This is a genomic window from Pseudomonas sp. BP8, assembly GCF_017875955.1.
Taxonomy (GTDB): Bacteria; Pseudomonadota; Gammaproteobacteria; order Pseudomonadales; family Pseudomonadaceae; genus Aquipseudomonas.
This window is the reverse complement of sequence record NZ_JAGINK010000001.1, coordinates 3975977-4002661: the sequence shown is the minus strand read 5'-3', so window position 1 is coordinate 4002661 and position 26685 is coordinate 3975977. Positions and strand designations below refer to the sequence as shown.

The 26685-nt window shown below is 61.0% G+C and carries 21 protein-coding genes; 9 read left to right on the top strand and 12 right to left on the bottom strand.

Annotation, left to right across the window (positions count from 1 at the left end; all coding sequences use genetic code 11):
- Positions 1–51: 51 nt before the first annotated feature.
- Complete coding sequence (locus J3B00_RS17420) at positions 52–1371, top strand: Na+/H+ antiporter NhaC family protein (RefSeq protein ID WP_209869250.1); 1320 nt, start codon at positions 52–54, stop codon at positions 1369–1371.
- A 9-nt stretch (positions 1372–1380) separates the two neighbouring features.
- Here J3B00_RS17420 and J3B00_RS17415 read toward each other — a convergent pair whose 3' ends face one another.
- The gene (locus J3B00_RS17415; RefSeq protein WP_209869247.1) at positions 1381–2388 is read right to left on the bottom strand and encodes a FecR family protein; all 1008 of its coding nucleotides are present in this window, start codon (positions 2386–2388) and stop codon (positions 1381–1383) included.
- 172 nt (positions 2389–2560) lie between these two features.
- Positions 2561–3373, bottom strand: a complete 813-nt coding sequence (gene xthA / locus J3B00_RS17410; RefSeq protein WP_209869244.1) for an exodeoxyribonuclease III — start codon at positions 3371–3373, stop codon at positions 2561–2563.
- A gap of 163 nt (positions 3374–3536) precedes the next feature.
- Here xthA and J3B00_RS17405 point away from each other — a divergent pair, with 163 nt between their 5' ends.
- From J3B00_RS17405 to J3B00_RS17395, 3 genes are read left to right on the top strand one after another with little or no spacing between them, the layout of a single operon-like run.
- Positions 3537–4187, top strand: coding sequence for a GNAT family N-acetyltransferase (locus J3B00_RS17405; RefSeq protein WP_209869241.1), 651 nt, complete (start codon positions 3537–3539; stop codon positions 4185–4187).
- A gap of 52 nt (positions 4188–4239) precedes the next feature.
- Entirely contained in the window at positions 4240–5982 is a 1743-nt protein-coding gene (locus J3B00_RS17400) for an autotransporter assembly complex family protein (RefSeq protein ID WP_209874950.1), read from the top strand.
- Positions 5979–9653, top strand: a complete 3675-nt coding sequence (locus J3B00_RS17395; protein WP_209869239.1) for a translocation/assembly module TamB domain-containing protein — start codon at positions 5979–5981, stop codon at positions 9651–9653. Before J3B00_RS17400 ends, J3B00_RS17395 begins: the two co-directional genes overlap by 4 nt.
- A 121-nt stretch (positions 9654–9774) precedes the next feature.
- Here the strand turns inward: J3B00_RS17395 and J3B00_RS17390 are convergent, their stop codons facing one another.
- From J3B00_RS17390 to J3B00_RS17365, 6 genes are all read right to left on the bottom strand, one after another.
- Positions 9775–10203 carry a DUF1850 domain-containing protein gene (locus J3B00_RS17390; protein WP_209869236.1) on the bottom strand — a complete coding sequence of 143 codons (429 nt, stop codon included), beginning with the start codon at positions 10201–10203 and terminating at the stop codon, positions 9775–9777.
- Entirely contained in the window at positions 10200–12224 is a 2025-nt protein-coding gene (locus J3B00_RS17385) for a TRAP transporter permease (RefSeq protein ID WP_209869232.1), read from the bottom strand. The genes J3B00_RS17390 and J3B00_RS17385 overlap by 4 nt, the downstream gene beginning before the upstream one ends.
- 74 nt (positions 12225–12298) lie before the next feature.
- Positions 12299–13249 (bottom strand): TAXI family TRAP transporter solute-binding subunit, encoded by a 951-nt coding sequence (locus J3B00_RS17380; protein WP_209869229.1) that lies wholly within the window; start codon positions 13247–13249, stop codon positions 12299–12301.
- An 86-nt stretch (positions 13250–13335) separates the two neighbouring features.
- Positions 13336–14619, bottom strand: a complete 1284-nt coding sequence (dctM, locus tag J3B00_RS17375) for a C4-dicarboxylate TRAP transporter large permease protein DctM (RefSeq protein ID WP_209869225.1) — start codon at positions 14617–14619, stop codon at positions 13336–13338.
- Positions 14616–15248, bottom strand: a complete 633-nt coding sequence (locus J3B00_RS17370) for a TRAP transporter small permease (protein WP_209874946.1) — start codon at positions 15246–15248, stop codon at positions 14616–14618. Before J3B00_RS17370 ends, dctM begins: the two co-directional genes overlap by 4 nt.
- Positions 15249–15310: 62 nt before the next feature.
- A complete protein-coding gene (locus J3B00_RS17365) occupies positions 15311–16306 on the bottom strand; it encodes a TRAP transporter substrate-binding protein (RefSeq protein WP_209869221.1) in 996 nt (331 codons plus the stop codon).
- A gap of 247 nt (positions 16307–16553) precedes the next feature.
- Between J3B00_RS17365 and nhaA the strand changes: the two genes are divergently transcribed.
- Complete coding sequence (gene nhaA, locus J3B00_RS17360) at positions 16554–17909, top strand: Na+/H+ antiporter NhaA (protein ID WP_209869218.1); 1356 nt, start codon at positions 16554–16556, stop codon at positions 17907–17909.
- A 111-nt stretch (positions 17910–18020) separates the two neighbouring features.
- On the opposite strand, the gene J3B00_RS17355 is transcribed toward nhaA, so the two are convergent.
- Positions 18021–18389, bottom strand: coding sequence for a Mor transcription activator family protein (locus tag J3B00_RS17355; RefSeq protein WP_209869215.1), 369 nt, complete (start codon positions 18387–18389; stop codon positions 18021–18023).
- Positions 18390–18807: 418 nt separating this feature from the next.
- Here J3B00_RS17355 and J3B00_RS17350 point away from each other — a divergent pair, with 418 nt between their 5' ends.
- A complete protein-coding gene (locus tag J3B00_RS17350) occupies positions 18808–18996 on the top strand; it encodes a hypothetical protein (RefSeq protein ID WP_209869211.1) in 189 nt (62 codons plus the stop codon).
- 35 nt (positions 18997–19031) lie between these two features.
- On the opposite strand, the gene J3B00_RS17345 is transcribed toward J3B00_RS17350, so the two are convergent.
- Entirely contained in the window at positions 19032–19409 is a 378-nt protein-coding gene (locus J3B00_RS17345; protein ID WP_209869207.1) for a fe2+ zn2+ uptake regulation protein, read from the bottom strand.
- A gap of 199 nt (positions 19410–19608) precedes the next feature.
- Between J3B00_RS17345 and J3B00_RS17340 the strand changes: the two genes are divergently transcribed.
- Positions 19609–21921 carry an acylase gene (locus tag J3B00_RS17340; protein WP_209869203.1) on the top strand — a complete coding sequence of 771 codons (2313 nt, stop codon included), beginning with the start codon at positions 19609–19611 and terminating at the stop codon, positions 21919–21921.
- A gap of 122 nt (positions 21922–22043) precedes the next feature.
- On the opposite strand, the gene J3B00_RS17335 is transcribed toward J3B00_RS17340, so the two are convergent.
- Positions 22044–22766, bottom strand: coding sequence for a UDP-2,3-diacylglucosamine diphosphatase (locus tag J3B00_RS17335; protein WP_209869200.1), 723 nt, complete (start codon positions 22764–22766; stop codon positions 22044–22046).
- Positions 22767–23267, bottom strand: coding sequence for a peptidylprolyl isomerase (locus J3B00_RS17330; RefSeq protein WP_209869196.1), 501 nt, complete (start codon positions 23265–23267; stop codon positions 22767–22769).
- A gap of 248 nt (positions 23268–23515) precedes the next feature.
- Here J3B00_RS17330 and J3B00_RS17325 point away from each other — a divergent pair, with 248 nt between their 5' ends.
- Both J3B00_RS17325 and cysS read left to right on the top strand, forming a co-directional pair.
- A complete protein-coding gene (locus tag J3B00_RS17325) occupies positions 23516–25219 on the top strand; it encodes a glutamine--tRNA ligase/YqeY domain fusion protein (RefSeq protein WP_209869193.1) in 1704 nt (567 codons plus the stop codon).
- Between the two features lie 9 nt (positions 25220–25228).
- Positions 25229–26611 (top strand): cysteine--tRNA ligase, encoded by a 1383-nt coding sequence (gene cysS / locus J3B00_RS17320; protein WP_209869189.1) that lies wholly within the window; start codon positions 25229–25231, stop codon positions 26609–26611.
- Positions 26612–26685 lie beyond the last annotated feature (74 nt).

Genomic DNA, 26685 nt, shown 5'->3' with positions numbered 1-26685 from the left:
CTGTCGCCGGAACCGTCGCTTTTTGTCTGTCGTAACGAGGTAAACCACACCATGAATGCAGTCATTGCCGCGGTCGGCATCATGCTGATATTGAGCCTGTCCCGCGTGCATGTGGTCATCGCCCTGATCATTGGCGCGCTGACTGGCGGCCTGGTCGGTGGGCTGGGCATTGAAGGTACGTTGAAGGCGTTCAACGGCGGCCTCGGTGGCGGTGCCACCGTGGCGTTGTCGTATGCGCTGCTTGGTGCCTTCGCCGTGGCGATTGCCAAATCCGGCCTGGCCCACGCCCTGGCCGATCGCGCCCTGGCGATGATCGACCGCCAAGGCCACAGCAACGGCGGCAAGCTCAAGTGGCTGCTGATTGGCCTGATGTTGGTGGTGGCGGTGTCATCGCAGAACATTCTGCCGATCCACATCGCCTTTATTCCGCTGCTGGTGCCACCGCTGCTGTATGTGCTGACCCGGTTGCGCATCGACCGGCGGCTGATCGCCTGTGTGATCACCTTTGGCCTGATCACGCCGTACATCTTCTTGCCGGTCGGTTTCGGCAACATTTTCCTTAATGAGGTCCTGCTGGCCAATGTAGGACGGGCCGGTGTCGATGTCAGCTCAGTCAATGTCACCCACGCAATGGCCCTGCCGGCGGCTGGTATGCTTGCCGGTCTGCTGGTGGCGGTGTTGTTCAGCTATCGCAAGAAGCGTGACTACGATCTGACGCGGATCGAGCAGGTCGAGCAGGTAGGCGTCAGCTACAACCCGCTGAGCCTGCTGGTGGCGGGACTGGCGATCGGCGCGGCGTTCATCGTTCAATTGTGGCTGGATTCGATGATTATCGGGGCCATGGTTGGCTTTCTGATCTTCTCGCTGTCGGGCATCGTACGTTGGAAAGACTCCGACGACCTGTTCACTGAAGGCATGAAGATGATGGCCATGATCGGCTTCATCATGATCGCCGCGTCTGGCTTTGCCGAGGTCATGAAGGCCACTGGCGAGGTCAAGAGCCTGGTTGAAACGTCGGCGCAGTGGATCAACCACAGCAAGGGGATCGGCGCCTTGCTGATGCTGCTGGTCGGCCTGCTGGTGACCATGGGCATTGGTTCGTCGTTCTCTACGGTGCCGATCCTGGCGGCGATCTTCGTGCCGTTGTGCGTGCAGTTGGGCTTCGATCCTCTGGCAACCGTGTGCATCGTGGGCACTGCCGGGGCCTTGGGTGACGCCGGTTCACCGGCATCGGATTCGACCCTGGGGCCAACCTCGGGGCTCAACGTGGATGGCCAGCACCACCATATCTGGGACACCGTGGTACCCACCTTCATCCACTACAACCTGCCATTGCTGGCGTTTGGCTGGGTGGCGGCGATGATGCTCTGAGGCGCGCTGTCAGCCTTTGTGGGTGAGGGGCGTGATGCGGTTGAGGACGGTACTGCCGTCCTTGCTGCGGGTCAGGTAGATCGGCAGCACCTTGGGCAGGTTGTCGACCATGCGCTTGACTTCGCGGGTGTTGTACACGCCGCTGACGCGGATTGCACCAGTGCTCTCGTCAGCCAGCAGCAGCGGCTTGTCGAGGTAGCGGTTGATCACCGGCAGCGCCTGGGTCAGGCTCAGGTTATCCAGCACCAGTTTGCCGCTGCGCCAGGCGAGGCTGTTGTCGACATCGTCGCTTTGCGCCAGGGCTGGCTCGAAATCACCCCTGTGGTAGCTGGCCTGCATGCCGGGGCCGAGGCGGTAGCCACCGTCGGCGCCATGGCTGCTGACCAGCACCGAGCCTTCGATCAGGGTCACCTTGACCAGGTCGTCGTACTTCCAGACATTGAACTGGGTGCCGGTGACGCGGGTCTGGCCCAGCCCTGCGTGGACGATGAACGGGTGCGCGCTGTCGTGGGTGACTTTGAAAAAGGCCTCGCCTTTGCTCAGGGTAACCTGGCGTCGGTCCTTGTAGTTCAGGTAGCGCAGTTCGCTGTGCAGATTGAGTTCGACGACGCTGCCATCGCTCAGTTGCACCGTGCGCACCTGGTCAGCGGTGTCGAAGTGCTGATAATCATTGGGCAACCAGCCTTGATCCCAGCCAATCCAGCCTGCCAAGGGCAGGACGAGGAGGGCGATCGCTGCGGCTGAGGCCAGCGGACGCCAGTTGCGTGCAGCTGGCTGGCGGCGCTGTTGCGGGTTCAGCGTAATCACGTCTGCCTGGCGTGGCAGCAGGTCGGCGGTCTGCCAGATCTCCTGCATAGCCCGATACTCATCGAAATGCCGTGGGTCGGCCGCCAGCCACAGGTCGAAGGCCTCGCGCTCGCCCGCCGTGCAATCATCGGCGTGCAGACGCATGCACCAGTGCGCAGCGGCATCGGTGATGGCATCGTCTTCGTTGGGGATGAAGCGGTCGTGGTTCATTGCGGCTCCCGGTTTTGCGCATTCTACTCCTGCCAGGAGCTCGCGAGAACCGAGATAATGGCGAATGACTATCAGATGCGAGATATTTCGTCTGCTTTTCGCCGTAATCGGGCAGGGTGCCGGCGCCGTCTCCGGCAGCCCTGCGTCTTGGCTCATAGCCATCAAGCTGACGTTAGCTCAGCTCCAGCCAGATCGGCGCATGGTCGGACGGTTTTTCCATCGCGCGCAATTCATAGTCCACACCAGCAGCCTTCACCTGTGGCAGCAGGCCTGCGGAGGCCATGATCAGGTCGATGCGCAGGCCGCGCTTGGGCTCGTCCTCGAAGCCACGGCTGCGGTAGTCGAACCAGCTGAAACGGTCGGACACTTCTGGGTGCAGATGACGGAAGCTGTCGACAAGGCCCCAGCCCTTGAGGCGCTCCATCCACTCGCGCTCCTCCGGCAGGAAGCTGCACTTGCCGGTCTTCAGCCAGCGCTTGGCGTTGTCTGGGCCGATGCCGATATCGCAATCCTGGGGTGAGATGTTGACGTCGCCCATGACTACCAACGGCTGTTGATTGTCGAACTGGTTTTCGAGCAAGGCCTGCAGGTCGTTATAGAAGCGCTGCTTGGCGGGAAACTTGGTGGGGTGGTCGCGGCTTTCCCCCTGCGGGAAGTAGCCGTTCATGATGGTGATGGGGGTGCCATTGGCGTCGGCGAAGATGCCCCAGATGAACCGCCGCTGGGCGTCTTCTTCGTCGCTGGCAAAACCTTTGACCAGCGACAGCGGTGCCTGGCGCGAGAGCAGGGCAACACCGTAGTGGCCTTTCTGGCCGTGGTAATGCACGTGGTAACCCAGCGCCTGGACATCCGCCAGCGGAAATTGCTCGTCGCTGACCTTGGTTTCCTGCAGGCCGATCACGTCTGGCTGATGCTTCTCGATCAGTGCCGCCAGCTGGTGCGGGCGGGCGCGCAGGCCGTTGATGTTGAACGAGACGATCTTCATGGCAAGCCAATCCTGATAAAACCGGGGATGCTAGCGGACATCGGCCGCCACCACCAGCGTGGCGCCCTTCGGCCTGCGCTGCTAACGTGCGCGAAGAGGTGAACGAACTGCGCTGCGCCACCTCCAAGGCACTGTATGCCCATTCCATGGAGGATTGCCCGCAATGCCCGAAAACTCCCCCGCAGCGGCCACCACCTGTCTGCTCGACGCAGGCTACCGCCGTGAAGTGCGCTCGTTGCTCTATCAAGCGTATCGCCACGAGCCGACCTTTGCCTATTTGTTCGAAGCCCAGCGCCCAGGCTACGAGCGGCGTTTGCGGGTGATGGTGCGCGAATGGGTGCGCCAGCATTTCGCGTTGCAACTGCCTGCAATCGGGGTGATGGTCGACGACCGTCTGGTCGGGGTGGCGCTGATCGTGCCGCCCCTGCGCAGGCTGGGCGTGGCCGACAGCTGGCTGTGGCGCTTGCGGATGATCCTCGGCACCGGCTTGCGGTGCACGCGGCGCTATCTGGACTATCAGGCGGCGTTGGCCGGCTGCCTGCCATCGGACCAGGTGCATGTGCTGCCGCTGCTGGGGGTACACCCGCAGTACCAAGGGCAGCAGTACGGCGAGCAATTGTTACAGGCTGTGCACGACTGGTGCGCCGATGATCCTGGCACCCAAGGCGTGGTGCTGGATACCGGTGATGCCCATTATCTGGCGTTCTATGAGCGTCAGGGATACCAGGAAATCGGCGAAATTGCGCTGGGGCCGATTCGCGAGCGGGTGTTTTTTCATCCCAACCCTTTATCTTCCAAGCCAGTAATCGCGTGACCTGCGTGGTAGAGCGCTGCCATGAGCGGCGAGCTCTGGTAGCATGCCCCGCATGACGTATTCAGGAAGATTGACCTGGGGCCTGATCATCCTGGCCGCCAGTAGTACCGTATGGGCCCAGAGCGAATTGCTGGTGCGGGTGAAACCCGCCAACAAGGCGCTCAAGGCGAATGTCGAAGGTTATATCGGTAGCCTGGGCGACCGTGACGAAGAAGCCTTGCTTCGCTTCAGTCGCGGTGCCGAGGAGCAGGCGCGCAAAGCTGTCCAGGCCCTGGGTTACTACCAGGCGCAGATCGACACCGAGGTCAAGCCGCCTGCCGACAAGGACAAATCAGCGCAACTGATCATCCGCATCGACCCCGGTGAGCCGGTGCGCCTGCGCAACGTGACCGTACGCATCGAAGGCCCGGCCAGTGAGCTCAAGGCATTTCGCGTGCCGGACAGCAAAGCGTTACGTGCGGGCGAGCGGCTCGACCATGGCATCTATGAGGACGCCAAGCGGCTGATCCAGAATCAGGCGTCGCGCTACGGCTACTTCAGCGGGCGCTTCAGTCGTCAGCGCCTGGCGGTTGATCCCCAGGCCGGCGTCGCCGACATCGAACTGGTCTACCAGAGCGGCCCGCGCTATCACCTGGGCGCGGTGAAATTCGGCGGCGATACGCCGCTGGACGAAGACTTGCTGCAGCGCATGGTCTCGTTCAAGCCGGGTACCCCATACGACTCCGAACTGATCGCCGAACTCAACAACGACCTGCAATCGAGCGGTTACTTCGAAGGCGTGCGGGTTGATGCTGCGCCCACCGCGGCGGTGGCTGAAGAGATTCCGGTAGAGGTCCGCCTGGAAACCCGCAAGCCGCGGACCATGGGCTTGGGCCTGGGCTTCTCGACGGACGTCGGGCCGCGCGGCAAGGCCAACTGGACGCGTCACTGGGTCAACCCGCAAGGCCACAGTTATGGCTGGGAAGCCGAGTTGTCAGCGCCACGGCAAAACGTCGGCCTGTGGTACGACGTGCCGCTCGACCCACCGCTCACCGACAAGTTGCGCTTCGCCGGCGGTTACCAGAATGAAGAGATTGCCGGCACCGACACCGTCAGCAAGCTGCTCACCGTCGGTCCGGAGTGGCACAGCAAGCTGCCCAGTGGTTGGCAGCGGGTGATCTCGCTGAAGTATCAGCGCGAAGAATACAAGCTGGGTGATGACTCGGGCTTGAGCAACCTGTTGATGCCGGGCGTGAGTTTCTCCTATGTGCGCAGTGACAATCGGCTCGATCCGCATAACGGCTACCGTTTGCAGTTCGACCTGCAGGCGGCCAAGGAGGGGTTGGTCTCCGACACCAACCTGCTGCACGGCAATGTCCTGCTCAAGGGCCTGACCACCCTCGGCCAGAACCACCGTTTCTTGGGTCGGGTGCAGTTTGGCGGCAGCGCCACCAATGGCTACCAGAAAAATATCCCGCCCTCGCTGCGCTTCTTTGCGGGCGGTGACCAGAGTGTGCGTGGCTACGATTATCAGACCCTGTCGCCCAAGAACAGCGATGGCGACCGCATTGGTGGCCGCTACATGGTCGCCGGTAGCGCCGAGTACCAGTACTCGGTAACCGAAAAATGGCGTGTGGCGACGTTCATTGACCAGGGCAACGCCTTCAATACCCTGGAGCTGCCCAGCCTCAAGACCGGTGTAGGCATTGGTGTGCGCTGGGTGTCACCGGTTGGGCCGCTGCGGCTGGACCTGGCCAAGGCGCTGGACGACGATGGCGGTATTCGCCTGCACTTCTCGATGGGGCCTGAGCTGTGATGCGTGTGTTCAAATACGGTGTACTGGGCCTGCTCGGGCTGATTGTGCTGATCGCCTTGAGTCTGGCGTTGCTGCTCGGCACTCAGGCGGGCAGCCGCTGGGCGTTGGGGCTGGTACCGGGGCTGGAAGTGGAAAACTTCCAGGGACGCCTGGGCGGGACCTGGCAGGCCAGTCGTGTGAGCTGGCTCGACGGCGCCAGCCGAGTCGAGGTGCAGGCCGCGCAACTGGCGTGGTCACCGCTGTGCCTGTTGCGTGCGACCTTGTGTATCGAGCGCCTGCAGGCCGAGCGGGTCGACATGGCCTTTGCCCCTGGCGAAGCGGCGGCCGACAGCGGCCCGTTGCAGCTGCCGGCGCTGAACCTGCCGTTGGCGATCGAGCTCGGCGAGGTCAAGCTTGGCCAACTGCGCCTGGATGGCAGCGACCTGTTGGGCGACCTGCAACTGGCCGCCCACTGGACGGTCGAGGGCTTACGGATCGACCATCTGCAGCTGCAGCGCGACGACCTGCACCTGAACCTGCAAGGCAATCTGCAGCCGCAGGGCGATTGGCCGCTACAGCTTGACGGCACCGTGCAATTGCCTGCTGTGCAAGGCCAGGCCTGGCAACTGGCGCTGACCGCCAAGGGTGAACTGCAGAAGACCCTCAACCTCGAGGCCACCAGTAGCGGCTATCTCGACGCCCAGCTCAGCGGCCAGTTGCAAGCCCTGGCCGAGCAGCTGCCGGCCAAGCTCAGTATCCGTTCCGACGCATTCAAGCCCGCCGCTACGCTGCCCGATACCTTGCAACTGAATCAACTGCGGCTCGAAGCCGAAGGCGACCTGCTCAAGGGCTATCAACTGGCCGGTACGGCCAGCCTGCCCGCCGAGCAGGGGCCGATCGCCCTGAACCTGGCCGGTCGGGTCGATGCCAAGGGCGCTCAACTCGCTGCGCTTGACCTGAACGCCAGCGACGCGCAGCGGGTCAAGTTGCAAGCCAATGCCGACTGGCAGCAGGGCCTGGTGGCCGACGCGCAGATCGACTGGCAAGATTTCCCCTGGCTGCGTCTGTACCCGCTGGAGGAGGCGCCACAAGTCACCCTCAAGCGTTTCAATGCGCAGGTGGCCTACCGTGACGGCAACTATAAAGGCGCGTTCAACGGTGACCTCGATGGGCCTGCCGGCGCCTTCAACCTGACCAGCCCATTCGAGGGCGATCTGCGCCAGGTCCGCTTGCCCCAGCTGGCATTGACCGCAGGGCAGGGCAAGGCCGCTGGAAGCCTGGCCCTGCGCTTTGCCGACACCTTGGCGTGGGATGTCGACTTGCAGTTGTCGGCGCTCGACCCGGCCTATTGGCTGGCCGAGCTGCCCGGCACGCTCGCCGGCCCGCTGCGCAGCAAGGGTGAATTGAAAGACCAGCGCCTGCAACTGCAGGCACAACTTGACCTCAAAGGCCGTCTGCGTGGCCAGCCTGCGCTGCTCAAGGCCGAAGCCGAAGGCGCCGGTGACAAGTGGACCCTGGGCGCCCTGGCGGTGCAGTTGGGCGATAACCGCATCAATGGCAGTGGCAGCCTGCAACAGCGCCTGGCAGGCCGTATCGACCTGGATCTGCCGCGGCTCGGCCAGCTCTGGCCACGCCTGCAGGGGCAGGTAAAGGGACGGCTGGACCTGGCCGGGACCCTGGCAGCACCGCAAGGCACCCTGAACCTGCAAGGGCAGCAACTGGCCCAGGCCGAAAATCGCCTGCAGCGACTCGACCTGGATGCGCGCCTGGACAACGCCCAGCGCGCTCAGATCACGCTCAAGGCGGCCAATATCCGTCTGGGTGAGACCGCCCTGGGCAATCTTGACGTTACGGGCAAAGGCGACATCCGCCAACAGGCCATGACCTTGGCCCTAGCAGGGCCGCAGCTCAAGCTTGACCTCGCCCTCGACGGACAACTGGCCAAGGGCGACTGGCGCGGTCGTCTGGCCACTGGACGCATCCAGGCCGGCGGCCAGGATTGGCAATTGCAGGCGCCGGCACGGCTGCAGCGCCTGGCCAGCGGTCAGCTGGACTTCGGCGCCCATTGCTGGCGCTCGGGCCAGGCCAGCCTGTGTGGCGAAGACCAGCGCCTGGCGCCGGAGCCGCGCCTGCGCTATCACCTCAAGCAGTTCCCGATCGACAGCCTGGCCCAATGGCTGCCGAAAGACTTCGCCTGGCAGGGCATGCTCAATGCCGACGTCAACCTGGACATCCCGGCCAGTGGCCCCAAGGGCACGATTCGCGTCGATGCCAGTGGTGGCACGCTGCGGGTACGTGACGCCGAGCGCTGGGTCGACTTCCCCTACCAGGTACTGCGCCTGGACAGCACACTGGGCCCACGGCGGGTGGACACCACGCTCAACTTCCGTGGTGAGCGGCTCGGTGAGCTGATGCTGTCGACGCGCCTGGACCCGCTGGGCAAGAACAAACCGCTGTCGGGCGACTTCCGCCTGTCTGGCCTGGAACTGTCGGTAGCCCGGCCATTCCTGCCGATGGTCGAGCGTCTGGCCGGACAGCTCAACGGTAGCGGGCGCCTGTCCGGCTCGCTGTTGGCGCCGCAGGTCAATGGCAATCTTGCCCTCACCGGCGGCGAAGTCAGTGGTGCAGAGCTACCGGTCAGCCTCGAGGGGCTGTCCTTGCAAGCGCTGATCGCTGGCGAGCAGGTACAGCTGCAGGGTGACTGGCGCAGTGGTGCAGCTGGCCGAGGACAATTGAGCGGTAACCTGACCTGGGGCCAGGCGCTGGCGATGAACCTGCGTCTGCAGGGGCAACAACTGCCGGTCACGGTAGAGCCCTATGCCACGCTGGATGTCGCCCCCGACCTGAACATCAGCCTGGCCGGTGACAAGCTTGCGGTGACCGGCAAGGTGCTGGTGCCCAAGGGCGAGATTACCGTGCGCGAGCTGCCACCTTCGACCGTCAAGGTCTCGGAGGATACCGTCATCATTGGTCACCAGACCGAAGAGGGTGCGCCACCGATGGCCGTGGCCATGGATATCGATGTCGAGGTTGGCCAGGACAAGCTGTCGTTCAGCGGCTTTGGCCTGACCGCCAACCTGCGCGGCCATGTGCACATCGGCGATAACCTGGATACCCGTGGCGAACTCAGCCTGGCCGACGGCCGCTACCGCGCCTATGGCCAGCGCCTGACCATCCGCCGGGCCAGGCTGTTGTTTGCAGGCCCTCTCGACCAGCCTTACCTGGACATCGAAGCGATCCGCCAGGTCGATGACGTGATCGCCGGTATTCGCTTGAGCGGCAGCGCCGAACAGCCGAACACCACCGTCTTCTCCGAGCCGGCCATGAGCCAGGAGCAGGCCCTGTCCTACCTGGTGCTCGGGCGTCCGCTGGGGACTTCCGGAGAAGACAACAACATGCTTGCCGAAGCGGCGCTGGGCCTGGGCCTGGCGGGCAGTGCCGGGCTTACCGGCAGCCTCGCCTCGAACCTCGGTATCGACGACTTCCAGCTCGATACCGAAGGCTCGGGCAACAGCACCAGCGTGGTCGCCAGCGGCAACCTCACCGAAAAACTCAGCCTGCGCTACGGGGTGGGGGTATTCGAACCGGCCAACACCATCGCCCTGCGTTACAAGCTGAGCAAGATGGTCTACCTGGAGGCGGCCAGCGGGCTGGCCAGTTCGCTGGATATCTTCTACAAGCGGGACTTCTGATCGGCGCTGGGTGAGGCCTCAGCGCTGCTTGACGGCAGGCGTCGCGGTGAGCTGCCGCGGTGCCCGCACTGCTTACGAGCGCTAATGGCTTGCAGCTCATACGGGCGCTGCGGGTGATATTTCAGTAGGTGGCTAGAAAGGGATTGGTATTCTGTACCGAGTGTTCAATTGTCTCGCAACTCCACAGCTGTATGAATGGCTGGCTCGTAGAGGGCGGTCCAACCCAATGACTAATGGAGTGACACACCTGCTCAAGGCATAGCTGATAGTCGCCAGCCTCGGGGGTGCGTCCTAGTTTCAAAGGTTGCACGGGCGGCAGAGTGCGCTGGAAGTGCCAACTGCCATTTTCCAGTCGAGCATCATCGGGTATCTCCATGCCCGCTCCATTACCTCGAATCCTGGCTTCTTCCAACACCAAGCCTTCGCGGGTGAGGCGGTAGTCTTCCTCCCAGCGTATTTTCTCGATGCTGTGATTCCACGCTAGCGTGAAATGGGACATCGGCAGTTGCGCCCAAACGCCGTCATCCAACCCCAGGCACAAGCCGATCATGCATTCGCCGTCCTTGCGTGCCTGGACCTCCAGACATGCTGCAGTAATACCAAAAGCCCAAGCACGAAACCGATCTCGTCGGTCAGCGGCAGCGCCACGATCAACAAGGCCCCCGCGCCCAGACTCAACAAGCGCTCCCAGATTGCCATTTTCTGTTGCAGGTAACCGGTGGATGCAACTCCCCAGAGGCCTACTGCCAAAATGGTCTTGATCACCATGTAGGCCGTCATCCACAGATTATCACTCTGCAGCATCAGTGCCGGGTTATAGACCGCCATGAACGGGATGACGAAACCTGCCAGTGCAATGCGTACCGCCCACAGGCTGATCTTGAATCCACTTTCTTTGGCGATGGGGGCTGCGGCGAAACAGGCGAGAGCGACCGGTGGGGTCAGATCGGCGAGGATACCGAAATAGAACACAAACATGTGCGACACAATCAGCGGCACGCCCAGCTCCAAGAGCGCAGGGGCTGCGATTGAGCTGGTGATGATGTAGTTGGGAATGGTTGGAATACCCATGCCCAACACCAAGCAGGTGATCATCGTCAGTATCAAGGACAACAGCAGGTTGTCCCGGCCAATCGCTAATATGTAACCGGCAAAGGTTGAGGCAACGCCCGTGAGCGAAACGATGCCGATGATTACCCCCACCAGCGCGCAGGCGATCCCCACCGGAACCGCATGCCGTGCACCTTCGACCAACGCGTGCAGGCAGATGGTCAGGGTTTCGCGGCCGCCCTTGATAAACCAGCAGAACAACATCAGCGCCGCAACGACCGCAAAAATCACGCCGATACCGAGTTGAAAAAAGCCTGTGCATAGAATGCCCAGCGCAATCCAGAACGCACAGCGTAAGCCGAAGCTTTGCACCCTGAGAATGATCGCGGAGCCTAGAATGACAATGGCGGTCAAGGCTAACCCGACCATACCGGAGAACAGTGGGGTGCGCCCGGAAAACAGCAGGTAAACCAGCACCACTAGAGGAATCAGCAGGTACCAGCTTTCCTTTACCGCGCCGAATGCGCTGGGGCATTGGTCTTTGGGCAAGCCTTTGAGGTTGGAACGCTTGGCCTCCAGGTGGACCATCCAGAACACCGAGCCGAAATACAGCATGGCGGGTACCAATGCCGCTTTGGCAATATCCACGAACGGCACATTGATGGTTTCGGCCATTATGAAGGCAACCGCGCCCATTACTGGCGGCATTATCTGGCTGCCCATGCTGGAGGTAGCTTCCACGCCGCCGGCAAATGCAGCCCGATAACCAAAGCGCTTCATCAGCGGGATGGTGAATTGCCCCGTGGTCACGACGTTGGCAATTCCTGAGCCAGTAATGGTCCCCATCAACGCGGACGAAGCGACGGCAACCTTGGCCGGCCCTCCCAGCTTGTGGCCGAACAAACCCATGGCGAAGTCGGTGAACAGCTTGATCATGCCTGCTTGCTCCAGGAAAGCGCCGAACAGGATGAACAAGAAGATATAAGTAGCCGAAACGTAGGTTGGTGTTCCGTATAGCCCTTCAGTGCCGAAGGACAGTTGATTGATGATCTGGTCGAAACCATAGCCCCGATGGGCCAGTTCGCCGGGCAAGTATTCACCAAACAAGCCGTAGGCCAGGAATAACCCACAGATAATTGGCAGTGCAATGCCCATCACCCGCCGGGCGGCTTCGAAGATCAGAGCGATCAGCAGCACGCCGATCACCATGTCGGCTGGCGTCAGGTCGCCGGAGCGCTGGATGAGATCTGCCTCGAACACCCATTGATACATGGCGGTGACGATGCCAGCCACGCCGAGCAGCCAGGCCAGCGGTTGGAAGGGACGGGCCTTGCCATAGGCCGGATAGCTGAGGAATACCACCCAGAGCAGGAAACCGACGTGCACCGCGCGCAGCACTTGGCTTGAGATGGGGGAGAAGGCTGCGGTGACGATCTGGAAAATCGAAAACAGCAACGCTACGTAAAACAAGGTTTTTGGCCAGTCTCGCGGGTTCGCGGAAATACCCTGATGCTCACTCATTGATTGCCTGCCTCATGGCCACACTGGAAGGAATCGACGGCGCAGTGGCAATACAACCCACTGCGCTGGTGCAGCTACAGCGCGCCCTTTTCCTTGTAGTAGCGTTCGGCGCCTGGATGCAGTGCAATTGGCAGATTCTTGGCTGCGCTGTCCAGTTTGATGTCCTTGGCTGCCGAATGTGAGTTACCCAGCCGTGGCAGGTTTTCAAACAAGAGCTTGGTCATCTCGTAGACAACGTCGTCGGACATGTCTGCGCGGGTAACCAGTATGTTGGTGATTGCAACCGTCGGCACCGCATCGGTTTGTCCGTCATATGTATTGGCCGGAATCATTTCGCTCTGATAGGCCGCGTTGCCAATCTTCGTGACCACCTCAGGCGGGATCGCGACGTAGTTGAGGGGCATGACAGAGGCCAGGTCGCGAATGGCCGCCATGCCCAGCCCTGACGATTGCAGAGTCGCATCCAGTTGCCTGTTCTTGATCAGTTCGACGGACTCGGCAAACGGTAGGTACTGCACTTTACCCATGTCCTGATAAGTAAGGCCCGCAGCTTTGAAGATCGCACGGGCGTTCAGCTCAGTACCAGACTTGGGTGCTCCGACCGAGATCGTCTTGCCTTTGAGATCAGCCAGCGACTTGATCCCTGATTCCTTGCTGGCAACAATTTGAATGTAGTTGGGGTAGGCCCCGCCAAGGGCCCGCAATTTGGTCAGCGGTGTCTTGAAACCTGCCTCCTCCACGCCATTCTTGGCATCGGCAACCGAATCGCCCAGTGCCAATGCTAGCTCGCCTCGACCAGCCTGCAGCAGGTTCAGGTTCTCCACCGAGGCCTTGGTGGCTTGGACCGAGGTCTTGGCGCCGGCAATGCCATCGCTGTAGATCTGCGACAAGCCGACCCCGATCGGGTAGTAAACCCCGCTGGTTCCGCCGGTGAGAATGTTGATGAACACTGGCGCGGCCTGAGCTGTGGTGCTGACTACCAATGTGGTGGCGACCAGCAGGGCGAAGCGTGTCTTTACTCGCATGGGGGACTTCTCCGTCTTGTTATGTTTTTATGCAGAGTGATTGCACTGTAGTTGATGCAAGCGCCGAAGGTTGCGGGCAGTCGAGATCAACTCATACCCAGCCAGGCCGGCAGGACCAGTGAAATCCAAGGTACATAGGTAACCAGCACCAGAAACAGCAGCAGAATCATCAACCATGGCATCGCCGCTTTTATGGTCGCGGGTAATGACATCCCGGTCACTGCCGAGGTGACAAACAGGTTCAGTCCCACCGGCGGTGTGATCAGACCGATTTCAAGGTTGACGACCATGATGATGCCGAGGTGTATCGGGTCGATGCCCAGTTTCATGGCAATGGGGAAGAGAATCGGCGCCAAGATCAGTATTATCGCCGACGGCTCCATGAACGCACCGGCAATCAGCAGTACGATGTTGACCACCAGCAGAAAGGTCACGGGAGTCAGGCCCGCGTCGATCACCCAAGCGGTAATCTGTTGTGGAAGCTGTTCGGTGGTCAGTACATGGGCGAAAAGCATGGCGTTGGCGATGATGAACATCAGCATGATGCTTAGCTTGGCGGACTCCAACAAGACTTTGGGCGTTTCACGAAACGTCAGGTCCTTGTAGACGAACAAGGCAATAAACGCAGAGTAAACCGCCGCAACAGCCGCAGCCTCGGTTGGCGTGAACATCCCTGAATAGATGCCACCCAGAATGATGACCATCAGCAACAAGCCCCAGATGGCCTGGCGCGCCGTACCCAGCAGCTCGCGCAATGTTGCGCGCGGCAAGGCGGGCAGGTTTTTCTTAACGGCGACGATATAGATCGCCACCATCAGCGCTGCTCCCAGAAGCAGGCCTGGCACTACACCAGCGATGAAGAGCTTGCCGACGGATGTCTCAGTGGCAGCGGCATAGACTACCATTACGATCGAAGGCGGAATCAGGATGCCAAGCGTACCGGCGTTGCAGATGATGCCTGCACCGAACGCTTGCGGATAACCTGAACGGACCATCCCGGCAATAGCGATTGATCCCACTGCAGCCACGGTCGCCGGGCTGGAGCCGGAAAGGGCGGCGAATAACATGCAAGCCAGTACTGCGGCGATGGCCAGTCCGCCGCGAATATGCCCGACACAGGCATTGGCGAAGTCGATCAAGCGGCGGGCAACACCTCCGGTGGTCATGAAGGCGCCGGCGAGCAGGAAGAACGGAATGGCCAGCAGGGTATAGTGCTCCGAGGTTTCGAACAGCTTGATCGCCAGCGAACGTACCGAGTCGGGGCTGAAGAAAATGATTGTCATGGAGCCTGCAAGGCCGAGTGAGATAGCGATGGGCACACCGATGAACATCAGGACGAACAGGGCTACGAACAAGAAAGCAATGGTCATGGCTTGTCATCCTCGTGCTCGGCGAGCTTTAGCGCGTCAGCTGCTTCATCGGCCAGGCCAAGGCCAGTCTGGTAGTTGCGCAAGATGCGCACAAGGATTTCGGCGAAACGGATAAAAACCAGGGCAAACCCCAAGGGCACAATCAGCCCGATATGCCACTGCATGACGCCAAAGTGGCCCAGATCCTCGGCGCCGATACTTGCAATCATCAACGTCTGAATCCATTCAAAGCTGGCGACACTGAGCAATCCTGCATAGGTCAGGCAGCACAAGCAGGCCACGGTACCGATGAACTTCTGAACCGGCCGGCTGGTGAGCTTGACGAGTGCATCCACCCCGATATGCCCAGCTGTGCGCACGCCATAGGCCAGCCCGAAAAAGATCAGCCAGCCAAACAGCGCCTTGGTCAGCGCGGTGCTCCAGGTCATGGCTTGAGCCATTGCCATTATTTCGTCGCCGATGGCGAACAACGGGTCGCTTGCGCTGGGCCAGTGCTCGGCAAGCCAATAGAAAAGGCTGTAAAAATTGTTGATGATCACGTAAATGAACGTGACCAGCGTCATGGCGGCCAGAAGGAAGACGATAAAGGCTTCCTCGAGGTGCTCCCAGATTCGCCGAAGCGCTTTCATCGATGGCATCTCACGTCGAGTGGCGACTGGCAGACACCGCCCCAGCGGCATCTGCCTTGCGATCATTGAGCCTTGTTGGCGGCTTCGGCGGCCTGGATCAGTTCAGGGCCGATATCGCCTTCGAACTTTTTCCAGACCGGTTTCATCGCGTCTCGCCATTGTTCGCGTTGCTCTGGGGTCAGGACGATGATTTCAGTGGTTTTCGCCGTGAGGATGCGTTGCTTGTCACTGTCGTTGAGTTGCTCTGCTTCTTTGTTCACCTGAGCAGTGACTTCTACGACGATCTTGTCCAGTTCGCTGCGCACTTCCGCCGGTAACCCGTTCCAGAATCGGGTGTTGGTGATCAGCATGTAGTCCAGCACACCGTGGTTGGACTCAGTGATGTACTTCTGCACCTCATGCATTTTCTGGCTGTAGATATTTGAGTAGGGGTTCTCCGCCCCATTCACCACGCCGGTCTGCAACCCTTGATACACCTCGGCAAAACTCATCTTGCGCGGGTTGGCGCGGACAGCCTTGAACTGCTCTTCGAGTACAGCGGAGGCCTGCACCCGGAACTTCAGGCCACGGGCATCGGCGGGTACCTGCAGTGGCTTGTTTGCGGACAGCTGCTTCATCCCGTTGTGCCAATAGGCCAGGCCGGTAATATTCTTGCTTTCCATCGACTTCAGCAGCCCTTGTCCCTGTGGGCTCAACTGAAAGCGGTTAACCGCAGCGATGTCATTGAAAAGGAAGGGCAGGTCGAAGAGTTGCAGGGATTTGGTGTACTGCTCGAACTTGGCCAGGGAAGGCGCGATCATCTGCACGTCGCCAAGCAATAGTGCTTCCATCTCCTTGCCGTCGCCAAATAACGAGGAGTTCGGATAGACCTCGACCTTGACCTTGCCGGTCAAGCGTTCCTCTACCAGTTTCTTGAACAGCAGGGCGCCTTGTCCCTTGGGCGTCTGGTCCGCGACCACGTGCGAGAATTTGATGATTACCGGATCTGCCGCATAGGCAGGGCTCAGGGTTCCTAGCGCTAACGCGCAGGTGAAAACGATGGATAGAGATTTGAGCATCTAGAGAATCCTCTCATTTTTATTTTTCCCTCGGTGCTACGCCGTGCGCACATTGGCGTATCAGAACAACAGTCAGTTTAGGCAGAAAACCGTAAGTTGCAGGGTAATGACCAGCGCCCGATGAGTATCCGGTGTTCACATCGCCCAAGGTGATTCTGTAAACTGCGCATGGGTGCTAGCCGCGTAGGGTGGTGAGGCAGGTTAAAAGTAACGCCGGTCGGGCCGCCGCGCGCGAGTGACCTTGCCTATGCAAACAGTAGAATTGTCCCGTGCTCAGCAACTGGCCCAGCGAGCGTTTGCCAATCTAGAGCGCTTCCTCCATATCGAAGCGGTCAGCGGCGTCGTGCTTTTAATCACCGCCATAGCGGCGTTGGTCTGGGCCAACTCTCCGGCCGCTGGCAGCTACGAAGCCTTATGGCACACCGCCGTGTCATTCGGCATTGGGTCGCACGTTGTCTCGCAGTCCCTGCATTTTTGGATCAATGACGGCTTGATGACCATTTTCTTCCTGGTTGTGGGCATGGAAATCCGCCGCGAGATCCATGAAGGCGCCTTGTCCAGCCTGCGCCAGGCGACATTGCCTATGGCTGCGGCAATGGGTGGCGTAGCAGTCCCTGCGCTGCTCTACTTGGCATTCAATCATCAAGCACCGCAACAAAACGGCTGGGCAGTGCCCACCGCCACCGACATTGCGTTTGCGGTGGGCGTGTTGGCACTGCTGGGCAAGTCGATCCCGTCGAATATCCGTGTGTTCCTGCTGGCCCTTGCCATCATCGACGACATCATTGCCGTCCTGATCATCGCCTTCTTCTACTCGGGCGGATTGGATTACTCAGGATTCGCAGTGGCTGGAGTAGGGCTCGCAATGGTCATCGGCCTGCAGAAAATCGGAGTCGGGTCAGCCTATGCCTACATTCTTCCAGGCCTCGTGACCTGGGGCGGAATTTTGATGACGGGTGCCCACCCTACGCTGGCCGGTGTGATTCTCGGGATGATGACCCCCGTCGTCGCAATGCCGATGCGCGAGCGGCCACTGGACGCGATCGGACGATTTACCGGTGAGCTGATGGGTAGCGCAAAGGCACCGGAGCAGGGCGTCAACGAATTAATCGATCCACTCAAACGACTGCGCTTGGCTCAGCGCGAGCTTTTACCGCCGGTAGTTCGGATTCAAAGTGCACTACACCCTTGGGTGGCGTACGCGATCATGCCGCTGTTTGCGCTGGCCAATGCGGGGGTCAACCTGCAGGGCATTGACTTGTCCAGCGATGCGCCACATTGGGTGATGCTGGGTATCGGTATTGCACTCGTGGCGGGTAAACCGCTCGGGGTGCTGGGCGTGAGCTGGCTGATGGTCCGGCTGGGCTGGTGCACATTGCCAGCGGGTGTTACCTGGACCGGGGTCATCCTTATCGGCTTGCTAGCCGGCATCGGCTTCACCATGTCGATCTTCATCGCCACCCTGGCGTTCGCCGATGCCAACTTGCTCGGCGCGGCTAAGGTAGGCGTGCTTTGCGGATCGGTAATTTCTGCTGTTGTGGGTATCGCTTGGGGAATTATCAGAGTTCGCCGAAATCATTCAGACTGCGCCAAGACAATCTAACGTTGTACGCTGCTACAAATCTTTTGTGACTCTGGAGCTGCGGTGTAACAGGAGATGACAGATCGCTGCAATCTCCCGTTATGCTAAACGGCCGTTTGAGGAAACCATGAACTATGTCTGCCGACGAATATTGCCGATCTGGCGCAGGCTCAAGCCATATTTGTCGGCCAACAAACTGCGCGACAAGCCATCGGCGCTTTCTTGCTGGATCTGCTGATTGCGCAACTGGCGCATGAAGTGGTCGGGTTTGGGAATCTCCAGGGCGACACCGGCGAAACGTTTGATCAACGCATCCAGTGCAGCGGCCGGGAGGACGTCGGCAAGCTTGGTGCGTTCACGGTGCTTGGGGATGTACTTGGGTCGGCCGCCATAGACGCTGGTCAGCAGATAAGCGTTGTCGATGCCAATGCAGTCAATCAAGGACTGCAGCGAATGAGGCAATTGGGTAATGTCGATGCGCGCAAGGTCTGGCAGTTCCATGTGAGTCTCCCTCAGGGATGATGGCCTGGCGCTGCGTGGGCATCCATGGCTGGCCCAGGCAGCGGCCACCTGGCTCGGCAGGTGGCGGGGTTGATTGTCGAATAGCCGCAAACAGCCTAGCTAGGCGCCAAGCGGGCCGGCCCTTGTAGCTCCCGTGAGCACGCCGTGCAGGCAACGATGGCCGCTGTTGTAGGAAGAAGCCTCAGCGCCAGCTCGCAAGCCGCGATTTCTGGCCAGGCAGTCGCATAGTGGCGTCCATGGGTAGCATGACCCTCGATTGCGCGTGCAGTGGCTATGCAAGTGAGGTGGGGGGGGAAGGCTGCGTTTGCCAGGAAATGCTCGCCTGAGGCAGATAGCGATGTATCATTGCGCCGGCTCGTTGCGAGCCAAATGCCTCTGATGTTGCAAGGAACTATCGATGACACACGTGCAGCGCCTGAAATACTCGATCCTGATCATTGTCGTGGTACTGGGCATGATGCTCGGCCTGTCCTATCTGCAGAAGCAGGGGACGATCAGCGAGCAGACCTTCCAGTACGCGGCTATCGCCATTGCGGTGGTGGTCGTGGTGATCAATGGCCTCCTGCGGCGCAAGGTCAAGCCCTGAGGGAGGCGGCCGGCCCATCCTGGCCGGCCATGTGCTCAGCGTGCGAACGGTTGCTCAAGCACGGCCCGCGCCTGCGGGTTGAGGCTGTAGCACTTGTCGCTACCCAGGTTGATCACGCCTTCGGCACACAGTCGTTTGAGCACCTCGCGCACGCTCAGGAACGACAGCGGGATATCGAGCTGCTCGAGTTGTGCGTGAATACCACGTACGCCGATGCTGCGGCCGTTGCGGTCTGCCGCATGCAGCGCGTCGATCACCTTCAGGCGGATCAGGCTGGTGCGCAGGCCATAGGTGCGCAGCAGTTCGCGAATCAGTTCATTGCCCAGGCGCTCTTCGCCCTCGGCGATGCTGCGGCCGCTAGTGTTGCCGCCCGTGCTGCGAACGACCGCGAGTGACGGTTGTGGCTGGTACATGTGAATGCTCCTTTTCGTGGACTGTCCCGAATTCATGGTTGCCTCACTTATAAAGACGAATGAGATTGAAAAAACTGCAGCATCGGGCAAAAAAAAATCCCCTGGTGCTGTTGAAGACGTTGCAAGGCGCTGTTCGGCGTAAAATTTTCATCAAGCCATTCGTCTGAAGCGGGATGACTCCAGAAAACGAGGATTGCCCGTGAACACTCTTTCGCGCCCCAAAACCGGCCTGTGCCTGGCTGCCGTCCTGGTCGCCAGCAGCCTGGCTGCCCAAGCCCGCGATGCCGCCGGTGTAGCTACCGCCGAGATCCGTCGGACCAGCTTTGGCGTGCCGCACATCCTGGCCAAGGACGAGCGCGGGCTGGGCTATGGCGTCGGCTATGCGTACGCTCAGGACAACCTCTGCCTGCTGGCCAACGAGGTGCTCACGGTCAATGGCGAACGCTCGCGTTACCTGGGCCCAGAGGGCAAGACCGTTGAACAGCGCAACAACCTCGACAGCGACCTGTTCTTTACTTGGTTGAATACCCCGACCGCAGTGAGTGGTTTCCTGCAGGCCCAGCCACCCCGTGTGCGTGAGTTGCTCGAGGGCTATGCCAGTGGTTTCAATCGGGCCTTGGTCGAGCGCAAGGCCCAGGGCCTGCCGGCAGAATGCGGGGCAGGCGACTGGGTGCGACCGCTGACCAGCCTTGATCTGGTCAAACTGACCCGGCGCTTGCTGGCCGAGGGTGGTGCCGGTCAGTTTGTCGAAGCCTTGGTCGGTGCGGCGCCGCCCAAGCTGGCGGCGCAGCGCCCCGCGGCGGACTTCAGCGTGGCCCTTGAGCGCCAGGCCAAGTTCGCCATGGAGCGAGGCAGCAATGCCGTGGCGGTCGGCGCGCAACGCTCGGCCAATGGTCGCGGGCTGTTGCTGGCCAATCCGCATTTCCCCTGGGTCGGCGGCATGCGCTTCTATCAGATGCAACTGACCATCCCTGGCCAGTTGGATGTGATGGGCGCCGCGTTGCCTGGCCTGCCGGTGGTAAATATCGGCTTCAATCGCCACCTGGCCTGGACCCACACCGTGGATACCTCCAAGCACTTCACCTTGTATCGCCTGGAACTCGATCCGAAGGACCCGACCCGCTACCTGCTCGATGGCAAGTCGCTGCCACTGGCTCGGCAAACCTTGACCGTTGCGGTCAAGGGCACGGACGGCAAACTCAGCCAGGTCGAGCGTCAAGTCTATGCGTCCAGTTTCGGCCCGGTGGTGCAGTGGCCGGGCAAACTCGACTGGGATAACCGCCACGCCTACAGCCTGCGTGATGCCAACCTGGACAACACGCGGGTGCTGCAGCAGTGGGACCAGATCAACCGCGCCGAGAGCCTGGATGGCCTGCAGGCGTCGGTAGCGCAGTTGCAAGGCATTCCGTGGGTCAACACCCTGGCGGTGGACGCCGCTGGCCAGACGTTGTACCTGAACCAGTCGGTGGTGCCCTATGTGGACCAAGACCTGTTGAGCCAGTGCAGTGATCCGGCAGCGGGCTCGCGACTGGTGGTGCTGGACGGTTCACGCAGTGCCTGCCAGTGGAAGGTCGACCCGCAAGCGGCCCAGCCGGGGATCTTCCCCGCGCACATGCTGCCAAGCCTTGAGCGCCGCGATTTCGTGCAGAATTCCAACGACCCGGCGCGCATGGCCAATCCGGCGCAGCCTCTGACCGGCTTCTCGCCGTTGATCAGCCGTGACGATCAGCCGTTGGGCATGCGTGGCCGCTTCGCCCTCGAGCGCTTGCAGGGGAATGGCAAGCTCGACGTCGCGCAGTTGCAGCAGATGGTGCTGGATGATGAGGTTTACCTGGCCCGTCTGGTGCTGCCGGATTTGCTCAACTGGTGCAAGTCGGCTGCTGCTGATGTGGCGCCGGTGTGCACCAGCCTGAGCGCCTGGAATGGCAAGGCCGACCTCGACAGCGGAGTCGGCCTGGTGCATTTTGAGCACATCATGACGGCGCTGTCTGAGCATCCACAAAGCTGGCGGGTAGCGTTTGACCCGGCGGATCCGCAGCACACCCCACGCGGGCTCGCCGTGGAGCAGGCAGCGGTGGCCAAGCGGGTGCATGAGGCGGCGCTGGCTTCGCTGCAGCAAGTCGCCAATGCCGGGCTACAGGCTGACAGCCGGTGGGGACAGATCCAGCAGTCTGCCGATGGCACGCCGGTGCCGGGTGGGCCGCAGGCGCTTGGTGTATACAACGCCATGTACAGCGTGCCGGTGGGGCAGGGCAAGCGCTTGGTGGTCAGCGGTACCAGCTACCTGCAACTGGTCAGCTTTACCGATCAAGGGCCGCAGGCCCAGGGTTTGCTGGCGTTTTCCCAATCCAGCGAGGCGGCATCGGTGCATGCGGCGGACCAGACGCGGGCGTTTTCTGCCAAGCAGCTGGCGCCAATTCCGTTTACCGAAGCGCAGATCAAGGCAGATCCGCAGTATCGGCAGTATGTGATCAGCGAGCGGGACAAGGCAGCAGTGGCCAGCAGCCGTTGATGGGCTGAGCCAGTACCGGCCTCTTTGCGGGGCAAGCCCGCTCCTACAGGGTCAACGCAGGCCCTGTAGGAGCGGGCTTGCCCCGCGAAGAGGCCGGTATTGACCAACCCTGAACTGCCGCCTCAAGAAAACTCGAACGGAGCCAGCTGAAAGCCCTGTTCATCCACCTGCAACGCCCAGCCCCGCCGATCCCAGTCGCCCAGAACGATCCGTCGTGCCGGCGCGCCATCCACCATCAGCTTGTGAATCGCCGGCCGGTGGGTATGCCCATGAACCAGCGTACGCACGCCATGCGCCGCCATCACCTGCGGTACCTGCTCAGGTGTGACGTCGACAATCTCGGTGTTCTTCATGCGCGTCTGCGACTGGCTTTCGCTGCGCAGTTTGCGGGCAAGCTTGCGTCGCGTGCTCAGCGGCAGGTGCCGCAGGATCCACAAGGTGAGTGGATTGCGCAGGTAGCGGCGCAGCTTCATGTAGCCCACATCGCGGGTGCACAAGGTGTCGCCGTGCATCAACAAGACCGCCTCGCCGCCCAGCTCGACCACGCTCGGGTCGTCGAGCAGGGTGCAGCCCGCCGCCTTGCAGAAGTCCTGACCAATCAGGAAGTCACGGTTGCCATGCATCAGGTAGATCGCCGTACCGCTGTCGCTCAGCCGGCGCAAGGCCTGGCAGATCGACTGCTGGAAGGGCGTCATGGCGTCATCGCCAATCCACGCTTCGAAGAAGTCGCCAAGGATGTACAACGCCTTGGCATGCCGCGCGCGGCCGTCGAGCAGATCAAGAAACGCCCGGGAAATATCCGGGCGTTCTTCTTGCAGGTGCAGATCAGAGATCAGCAGAATCACTCAGATGATCTCTGCTTTCTCGATGATCACGTCGTCTTTCGGCACGTCTTGGTGGCCGGATTTGGAGCCGGTGGCAACGCCTTCGATCTTGTCGACGACGTCGGTACCTTCGGTCACTTTACCGAACACTGCGTAGCCCCAACCCTGCACGTTCTTGCCGCTGTGGTTGAGGAAATCGTTGTTCGAGGCATTGATGAAGAACTGCGCGGAAGCCGAATGCGGCTCCATGGTACGGGCCATGGCGATGGTGTACTTGTCGTTCTTCAGGCCGTTGTCGGCTTCGTTCTGGATGCTGGCACGCTTGTCACGCTTCTCGTTCATGCCTGGCTCGAAACCGCCGCCCTGGATCATGAAACCCTTGATCACACGGTGGAACACGGTGTTCGTGTAGTGACCAGCGTTGACGTACTCGATGAAGTTAGCCACGGTGATCGGGGCTTTATCGGCATCCAGTTCGATGACGATGTCGCCGTGGTTGGTGCTCAGTTTGACTTTGGACATGCTGAAACTCACTCTTTCAAGGCATTCGGAAAAAGGCTGCACAGGTGCGCGCTTAGACACCTGACGCTGGATCGGGCGGCCGCGGCACACGTGCGCGGCGGCCATTTTGCCGCAATCGCGACAATTAGCAGCGATAAATCGCGCCACTTTGTCGGCGCCCGGCTGTCAGCAGCTTGACTGCTTCGGCTATGATAGGCCCTTTGATTCAATCGGCCTACCCAGGCCGAACACGTGCATTCAAGGATCCTATGAGCAAGCCCACTGCCGACAACGCGCCCAACGCCGCTGCCAAAGGCGCTCCCGCCGTCCCTGCGAACTTCCTCCGGCCGATCGTCCAGGCCGACCTGGACTCGGGCAAGCACAGCCAGATAGTCACCCGCTTCCCGCCGGAGCCTAATGGTTACCTGCACATCGGCCACGCCAAGTCGATCTGCGTCAACTTCGGCCTGGCCAAGGAATTCGGGGGCGCCTGCCACCTGCGTTTCGACGACACCAATCCGGCCAAGGAAGACCAGGAGTACATCGACGCCATCCAGAGCGATGTCAAGTGGCTGGGCTTTGAGTGGACCGGCCCGGTGCGCTATGCCTCGCAGTACTTCGACCAGTTGCACGACTGGGCAGTGGCGCTGATCAAGTCGGGCAACGCCTACGTCTGCGACCTGACCCCCGAGCAGGCCAAGGAATACCGCGGCAACCTGACCGAGCCGGGCAAGAACAGTCCGTTCCGCGAACGTAGCGTCGAAGAAAACCTCGACCTGTTCGCGCGCATGAAGGCGGGCGAGTTCCAGGACGGCGAGCGTGTACTGCGTGCCAAGATCGACATGGCTTCGCCGAACATGAACCTGCGTGACCCGATCCTGTACCGGATCCGCCATGCCCATCACCATCAGACCGGTGACAAGTGGTGCATCTACCCCAACTATGACTTCACCCACGGCCAGTCCGACGCGATCGAGGGCATTACCCACTCGATCTGCACCCTGGAGTTCGAAGGTCATCGTCCGCTGTACGACTGGTTCCTCGACAACCTGCCGGTGCCGGCGCATCCGCGCCAGTACGAGTTCAGCCGCCTCAACCTGAACTACACGATCACCTCCAAACGCAAGCTCAAGCAGTTGGTCGAAGAGCAGCACGTGCACGGCTGGGACGACCCACGCATGTCGACCCTGTCCGGCTTCCGCCGCCGTGGCTACACCCCAGCGTCGATTCGCAACTTCTGCGAGATGATCGGCACCAACCGTTCCGACGGTGTGGTCGACATGAACATGCTCGAATTCAGCATTCGTGACGACCTCGACCGCACCGCGCCTCGCGCCATGTGCGTGCTGCGTCCGCTCAAGGTAGTGATCACCAATTACCCTGAAGGCCAAATCGAGAACCTCGAGCTGCCCCGCCATCCGAAAGAAGACATGGGTGTACGTGTGCTGCCGTTCGAGCGCGAGCTGTACATCGACCGCGACGACTTCATGGAAGAGCCGCCTAAAGGCTACAAGCGCCTGGAGCCTAACGGTGAAGTGCGCCTGCGCGGCAGCTACGTGATCCGCGCCGACGAGGCGATCAAGGACGCCGACGGCAATATCGTCGAGCTGCGCTGCTCGTACGACCCGGACACCCTCGGCAAGAACCCTGAAGGGCGCAAGGTCAAGGGCGTGATCCACTGGGTCCCGGCGGCCACCAGCGTCGAATGCGAAGTGCGCCTGTACGATCGCCTGTTCCGCTCGGCCAATCCGGAAAAGACCGAGGAGGGCGGCAGCTTCCTGGACAACATCAATCCTGATTCGCTGCAGGTGCTGAGCGGTTGTCGTGCGGAACCTTCCCTGGGCAATGCCCAGCCTGAAGACCGTTTCCAGTTCGAGCGCGAAGGCTACTTCTGCGCCGACCTGAAAGACACCCAGCCGGGCCGCCCGGTGTTCAACCGCACCGTCACCCTGCGTGACTCCTGGGGTAGCTAAGGAATCGCCGTGCTTAACATCTACAACACGCTGAGCAAGACCAAGGAAGCCTTCAAGCCGCTGGATGGCAACAAGGTGCGCATGTATGTCTGCGGCATGACCGTGTACGACTACTGCCACCTGGGCCACGGCCGCAGTATGGTCGCCTTCGATCTGGTCACGCGCTGGCTGCGCAAGAGCGGCTACGAACTGACCTACGTGCGCAACATTACCGACATCGACGACAAGATCATCAACCGCGCCAACGAGAACGGTGAGTCGTTCGAAGCGTTGACCGCGCGCATGATCGACGCGATGCACGAAGACGAGCGTCGTCTGAGCATCCTGCCGCCCGATCTCGAGCCGCGTGCCACCGACCATATTCCTGGCATGCACGCGATGATCCAGACCCTGATCGACAAGGGTTACGCCTACGCACCGGGTAACGGCGACGTTTACTACCGGGTGGGCAAGTTCGTCGGTTACGGCAAGCTGTCACGCAAGAAGATCGAAGACCTGCGCATTGGTGCGCGGATCGAGGTTGACGAAGCCAAGCAAGACCCGCTCGACTTCGTCCTGTGGAAGGGCGTCAAGCCGGGCGAGCCGAGCTGGGAGTCGCCATGGGGCCCGGGCCGTCCGGGCTGGCACATCGAGTGCTCGGTGATGTCCACCTGCTGCCTGGGCGAAAGCTTCGACATTCATGGTGGCGGTAGCGACCTGGAGTTCCCGCACCACGAGAACGAGATCGCCCAGAGCGAAGCGGCCACGGGCAAGCAGTACGCCAATGCCTGGATGCACTGCGGCATGATCCGCATCAATGGCGAGAAGATGTCCAAGTCGTTGAACAACTTCTTCACCATTCGCGACGTGCTCGAGAAGTATCACCCGGAAGTGGTGCGTTACCTGCTGGTGGCCAGCCACTACCGCAGCGCCATCAACTATTCCGAAGACAGCTTGCGCGACGCCAAGGGTGCGTTGGAGCGCTTCTACCATGCACTGCGCGGCTTGCCGCGGGTGGCTGCGGTAGGTGGCGAGGAGTTTGTCGAGCGCTTCAGCGTGGCGATGAACGACGACTTCGGTACACCGGAAGCCTGCGCTGTGCTGTTTGATCTGGTGCGTGAGATCAACCGCCTGCGCGACACTGATGTCCAGGCTGCCGCTGGCTTGGCCGCACGCCTGCGCGAGCTGGGTGAGGTGCTTGGGGTGCTGCAACTGGAGGCCGATGACTTCTTGCGCGCAGGCGCTGAAGGCAAGGTCGATGCGGCTGAAGTGGAGGCGCTGATCCAGGCGCGTCTGCAGGCACGTGCCGACAAGAACTGGGCGGAGTCTGACCGCATCCGTGACCAGATCACCGCGATGGGGGTGGTGTTGGAAGACGGTAAGGGTGGTACTACCTGGCGTCTGGCTGACTGATCCTGCCAGTGGGGCTGCTTTGCAGCCCATTCGCGACACAAGGCCGCTCCCACAGGGATCTCGCAACGCTCAGG

Coding starts and splice junctions, on each gene's coding strand:
- J3B00_RS17420 (WP_209869250.1), top strand. CDS start 52: ATGAATGCAGTCATTGCCGCGGTCGGCATCATGCTGATATTGAGCCTG.
- J3B00_RS17415 (WP_209869247.1), bottom strand. CDS start 2,388: ATGAACCACGACCGCTTCATCCCCAACGAAGACGATGCCATCACCGAT.
- xthA (WP_209869244.1), bottom strand. CDS start 3,373: ATGAAGATCGTCTCGTTCAACATCAACGGCCTGCGCGCCCGCCCGCAC.
- J3B00_RS17405 (WP_209869241.1), top strand. CDS start 3,537: ATGCCCGAAAACTCCCCCGCAGCGGCCACCACCTGTCTGCTCGACGCA.
- J3B00_RS17400 (WP_209874950.1), top strand. CDS start 4,240: ATGACGTATTCAGGAAGATTGACCTGGGGCCTGATCATCCTGGCCGCC.
- J3B00_RS17390 (WP_209869236.1), bottom strand. CDS start 10,203: ATGATCGGCTTGTGCCTGGGGTTGGATGACGGCGTTTGGGCGCAACTG.
- J3B00_RS17385 (WP_209869232.1), bottom strand. CDS start 12,224: ATGAGTGAGCATCAGGGTATTTCCGCGAACCCGCGAGACTGGCCAAAA.
- J3B00_RS17380 (WP_209869229.1), bottom strand. CDS start 13,249: ATGCGAGTAAAGACACGCTTCGCCCTGCTGGTCGCCACCACATTGGTA.
- dctM (WP_209869225.1), bottom strand. CDS start 14,619: ATGACCATTGCTTTCTTGTTCGTAGCCCTGTTCGTCCTGATGTTCATC.
- J3B00_RS17370 (WP_209874946.1), bottom strand. CDS start 15,248: ATGAAAGCGCTTCGGCGAATCTGGGAGCACCTCGAGGAAGCCTTTATC.
- J3B00_RS17365 (WP_209869221.1), bottom strand. CDS start 16,306: ATGCTCAAATCTCTATCCATCGTTTTCACCTGCGCGTTAGCGCTAGGA.
- nhaA (WP_209869218.1), top strand. CDS start 16,554: ATGCAAACAGTAGAATTGTCCCGTGCTCAGCAACTGGCCCAGCGAGCG.
- J3B00_RS17355 (WP_209869215.1), bottom strand. CDS start 18,389: ATGGAACTGCCAGACCTTGCGCGCATCGACATTACCCAATTGCCTCAT.
- J3B00_RS17350 (WP_209869211.1), top strand. CDS start 18,808: ATGACACACGTGCAGCGCCTGAAATACTCGATCCTGATCATTGTCGTG.
- J3B00_RS17345 (WP_209869207.1), bottom strand. CDS start 19,409: ATGTACCAGCCACAACCGTCACTCGCGGTCGTTCGCAGCACGGGCGGC.
- J3B00_RS17330 (WP_209869196.1), bottom strand. CDS start 23,267: ATGTCCAAAGTCAAACTGAGCACCAACCACGGCGACATCGTCATCGAA.
- J3B00_RS17325 (WP_209869193.1), top strand. CDS start 23,516: ATGAGCAAGCCCACTGCCGACAACGCGCCCAACGCCGCTGCCAAAGGC.